General features: G+C 68.5%; 4 protein-coding genes. 3 read left to right on the top strand and 1 reads right to left on the bottom strand.

Annotated features, from left to right (window positions below; genetic code table 11):
* Nucleotides 1–605 (bottom strand): GTP-binding protein (locus JWQ91_RS08360; protein WP_297782405.1); only part of this gene is annotated, 605 nt, incomplete at its 3' end.
* Nucleotides 606–778: 173 nt separating this feature from the next.
* Between JWQ91_RS08360 and JWQ91_RS08365 the strand changes: the two genes are divergently transcribed.
* From JWQ91_RS08365 to JWQ91_RS08375, 3 genes are all read left to right on the top strand, one after another.
* Nucleotides 779–1,246 (top strand): MarR family transcriptional regulator, encoded by a 468-nt coding sequence (locus JWQ91_RS08365; RefSeq protein ID WP_297782406.1) that lies wholly within the window; start codon nucleotides 779–781, stop codon nucleotides 1,244–1,246.
* The gene (locus JWQ91_RS08370; RefSeq protein WP_297782407.1) at nucleotides 1,243–2,856 is read left to right on the top strand and encodes a DHA2 family efflux MFS transporter permease subunit; all 1,614 of its coding nucleotides are present in this window, start codon (nucleotides 1,243–1,245) and stop codon (nucleotides 2,854–2,856) included. Before JWQ91_RS08365 ends, JWQ91_RS08370 begins: the two co-directional genes overlap by 4 nt.
* Nucleotides 2,857–2,975: 119 nt before the next feature.
* On the top strand, nucleotides 2,976–4,193 hold a 1,218-nt coding region (locus JWQ91_RS08375; RefSeq protein WP_297782408.1), incomplete at its 3' end, for an AMP-binding protein.

Genomic DNA, 4,193 nt, shown 5'->3' on the forward strand with positions numbered 1-4,193 from the left:
GGGATCAGGTTCTCGCTGTCGGGCAGGCCGCCGTCCTCCGGCTTGTTCAGCGAGGCGCGACCGGCGCGGGCCGAGGCGTAGACGACGGGGAAGTCGAGGGCGTCCTCGCTGGCACCGTCCTCGAGCAGGTCGAGGAACAGCTCGTACGTCTCGTCGACGACCTCGCTGATACGCGAGTCGGGACGGTCGACCTTGTTGACGACCAGGACGACGGGCATCTTGGCGGCGAGCGCCTTGCGCAGCACGAAGCGGGTCTGGGGGAGCGGGCCCTCCGACGCGTCGACCAGCAGGATGACCGCGTCGACCATCGACAGGCCGCGCTCGACCTCGCCACCGAAGTCGGCGTGGCCGGGGGTGTCGATGATGTTGATCGTGACGCCGCCGTCGGGGGAGCCGGGGCCGTTGTAGCGGACGGCGGTGTTCTTCGCGAGGATCGTGATGCCCTTCTCGCGCTCGAGGTCACCGGAGTCCATGGCGCGCTCGGCGAGCTGGTGGTGCTCGTCGAAGCTCCCCTGCTGCTGGAGCATGGCGTCGACCAGGGTCGTCTTACCGTGGTCGACGTGGGCGACGATTGCGACGTTGCGCAGGTCGGAGCGAATGGGCATACGAAAAAATGTCCTAAGCGTGGGGAATGCTCACGAAACACGGAGCCTTGACATTCTACGCGTGGCACACCCTCAGGACGAATTCGGTGTCCGAGACGGGGCACACGGCGGTCATTGCGCGTTAACAAACATTTCATTTGATCAAAGGTTGCGTAAACATTAGTATTTCGTCCGTGCCCACACCTGACGAGCTCTACGAGACCCTCGAGGACTTCGTCATGCGCATGATGAATCTTGCCGAAGCCGACGGCATGGACGCGATGGTCGAGCTCGACCTGTCGTTCTCCCAGGCCCGTACGTTGTTCCTGCTCGCCAAGACGGGCCAGCCGATGTCGATCCACTCGATCGCCGAGAAGATCGGTCTGTCCGACGCCGCGACGGGACGCAACGTCGACCAGCTCCTGCAGCTCGACGTCGTCGAGCGCCGCGAGAGTCCCGAGGACCGACGGGTCAAGCTCGTCTCCCTCACCCCGGTCGGCGAGAAGCTCGCCGTCAGCCACATCGACGCCAAGCGGGAGTCGATCAAGGCCTTCACCGCCGACCTGCCCCCCGGCCAGCGCGACGACCTGCATCGCGTCCTGTCCGACATCCTCGCGGGCGGCACCCTTCGCCCGCGCATCAACCAGGAGCACTGCCTATGACCAACCAGGTCGCACCACTTTCCGACGACGATCGGATCACTCCGGACCTGCTCAAGATCGCCGGGGTCGTCGTTCTCGGCGCGATCATGTCGATCCTCGACGTCACGGTCGTCAACGTCGCCCTGCCGACGTTCCAGACCGAGCTGTCGAGCAACGGTGAGCCGCTCGCCTACTCGACCGTCGCGTGGACCGCGACGGCGTACATGCTGGCGCTGGCGGCGGTCATCCCGCTGACCGGCTGGGCCGCGGACCGCTTCGGCACCAAGCGCCTCTACATGACCGCGATCGCGCTGTTCACGATCGGCTCGCTGCTGTGCGCGACGGCGTGGAACATCGAGGCCCTCATCGGCTTCCGTGTCCTCCAGGGCCTCGGTGGCGGCATGCTGATGCCGCTCGGCATGACGATCATGACCAAGGCCGCCGGCCCGCACCGCATGGGCCGTCTCATGGCGATCCTCGGCGTGCCGATGCTGCTCGGCCCGATCATGGGCCCGATCCTCGGCGGCATCCTGATCGACGCGGCCTCGTGGCACTGGGTGTTCCTCATCAACCTGCCGATCGGCATCATCGGTCTGCTGTACGCGCAGCGGGTCCTCCCGAAGGACGCCCCCGAGCCGAGCGAGGCGCTCGACGTCGTGGGCATGATCCTGCTGTCGCCGGGGCTGGCGGCGCTGCTCTACGGCGTCTCCTCGATCCCCGAGCAGGGCACCGTCGCGGCCACCAAGGTGCTGGTTCCGGCGATCATCGGCGTGCTCCTCATCGGCGCGTTCGTGTTCTGGTCGTTCAAGCCCCAACACCCGCTGCTCGACCTGCGCCTGTTCAAGGACCGCAACCTCACCGTGTCGGTCATCACGATGTTCCTGTTCGCCGCGGCGTTCTTCGGCGCGCTGCTGCTGGTCCCGACCTACTTCCAGCAGGTCGACGGCTACTCGGTCAAGAAGGCCGGCCTGCTGATCGCGGCCCAGGGCATCGGCGCGATGTTGACGATGCCGGTAGCGGGTGCGCTGACCGACAAGATGCCGGTCGGACGCATCGTCCCGTTCGGCTTCCTCGGGATCCTGATCGGCATGTTCGGCCTGGCGCAGAACACGGACCCGGGCACGTCCGACTGGACCATCATGGCCTGGCTGTTCGTGACCGGCCTGGGCATGGGCGCGACGATGATGCCGCTGTTCACCTCGGCGCTCAAGACCCTCAAGGCGAGTGACGTCGCACGTGGCTCGACGCTGCTCAACGTGACCCAGCAGGTGGCCAGCGCCACCGGCATCGCGACGATCTCGGTCGTGCTGACCAACGCCATGAAGAGCGGCGACGTCCTGGCGGGCTCGGAGAGCCTGCCGAACGTCGACGGTGGGCTCACGGCGGCACAGCTCGCGGCGAGCTCGCACACCGAGCAGGGCAACCAGCTGGTCCAGGCGCTCGACGCCTCGGGCGCCGTGCTGCAGCAGGGCTTCCAGGACCTGGCCGATGCCTTCGCGTCGTCCTACTGGGTCGCCTTCTTCGTGCTGGTCGTGACGCTGGTGCCGGTGGCGTTCCTGCCGCGCAAGCGCGAGAAGTCGCACCTGCTCGACTCGGAGGACGGCGCGCCGCCGCCGATCATGATGCACTGATCGCCTCGCACGGACGAAGCCCCCGCCGGACCCCGGCGGGGGCTTCGTCGTCCTGGTGTGACCCGGCGCACTAGGTTGGACGCTCCGGTGGCCGCCCCGGTCCACCCGCCGGAGGTCGTATGTCCGTCAGTCGCGCCAGCACCGTCGACGGGACGCTGCAGCGCAGTGCAGCCCGCCACCCGGACCGCACGGCCCTGCTGTTCGCGGACCGCACCTGGACGTACGCCGAGCTCGACGACGCCGTCACCCGTGCCGCCGGGGTCCTGCTGGACCTGGGGCTCCGGCGCGGCGACCGGGTCGCGACCTACGGACGCAACTCGGATGCGTACCTGCTGGCGTACCTCGGCTGCGCCCGGGCCGGCCTGGTGCACGTGCCGATCAACTACGCCCTGACCGGCGGCGAGCTGTCCTACCTCGTCGAGGACTCCGGCGCCCGCGCCGTCCTGGTCGACCCCGCGCTGCGGCCCACGCTCGAGGCCGCCGGGATCGCGGTCGAGATCGTCCTGCCACTGCGCGACGAGGACGGCTCGCTGCTCGACCGGGCGTCCCACGGACCCGTGCCGACGCTGGACGTCGAGGTGGCCGACACCGACCTCGTGCAGCTGCTGTACACGTCCGGCACGACGTCCCAGCCCAAGGGCGCGATGATGACGCACCGCGCCCTGGTGCACGAGTACGTCTCGGCGATCATCGCGCTGGACTACACGGAGTCCGACGAGCCGCTGCACCCCATGCCGCTCTACCACTCGGCCGGCATGCACGTGTTCCTCCTGCCCTACCTCGCCGTTGGTGCGACCAACCACCTGCTGGAGACGCCCGACATCCCGGAGATCCTGCGGCTCGTGGAGGAGCGCCGGCTTCGTTCGCTGTTCCTCGCGCCGACCGTGTGGGTGCCGCTGTCCCAGCACCCGGACTTCGCCAGCCGTGAGCTGGGCAGCCAGCGCAAGGCGTTCTACGGAGCGTCGATCATGCCGCAGCCTGTGCTGCTGCGGCTGCAGGACGCCCTGCCGGACCTGGGTTTCTGGAACTGCTTCGGCCAGTCGGAGATCGGCCCGCTCGCGACCGTCCTGCGTCCCGAGGAGCACGCCGAGCACTCGGAGTCGTGCGGCCGCGCCGTGCTGTTCGTCGAGATCCGGGTCGTGGACGAGACCGGTGCCGACGTCGTGGCGGGGGAGGCCGGTGAGGTCGTGTACCGCTCGCCGCAGCTGTGCGAGGGCTACTGGGGCAAGCCGGAGGAGACGGCCGAGGCCTTCCGCGACGGGTGGTTCCACTCCGGCGACCTGGTCCGCGTCGACGAGCAGGGCTATCTCACCGTCGTCGACCGCATCAAGGACGTC

It is taken from the genome of Aeromicrobium sp. (assembly GCF_025965075.1).
Taxonomy (GTDB): Bacteria; Actinomycetota; Actinomycetes; order Propionibacteriales; family Nocardioidaceae; genus Aeromicrobium.

Bases quoted from the DNA above. Each gene is read 5' to 3' on its own strand.
- JWQ91_RS08370 (WP_297782407.1), top strand. From the start codon at position 1,243: ATGACCAACCAGGTCGCACCACTTTCCGACGACGATCGGATCACTCCG.